Source organism: Telluria sp. AZSoR62, from assembly GCF_058111565.1.
Map to the genome: position 1 here is coordinate 1 of NZ_JBYTST010000463.1, position 251 is coordinate 251.

At 50.2% G+C, this 251-nt stretch carries 1 pseudogene; it reads right to left on the bottom strand.

Annotated features, from left to right (window positions below):
- Positions 1-235: pseudogene (locus AC3XQU_RS24425) on the bottom strand (conjugal transfer protein TraK); the annotation flags it as partial.
- Between the last annotated feature and the right edge of the window lie 16 nt (positions 236-251).

A 251-nucleotide genomic window follows, 5' to 3' on the forward strand; every position in this document is an offset into this window, starting at 1 on the left:
TAGGCAGGAGATATGAAACGTAAACAATTTCATTTCGATCCGAACTCACGCGAATGACGTTGGTTTTTTGCTCTTCGCGTATGCCAGGCAACACACCTAGTCCAGGAAGCGGCTGGGCTTCAACTGGTTTCGAACGCTTATCTGCCGTTGGCTTTGGCGTTGGAACGGGCGGTAAATTGACGGCGAACGACGGCGTTGCGATCAGTGCAATCAAAATAAGAGCAAGCCGTTTCATTAGTTCGCCGCCTTAG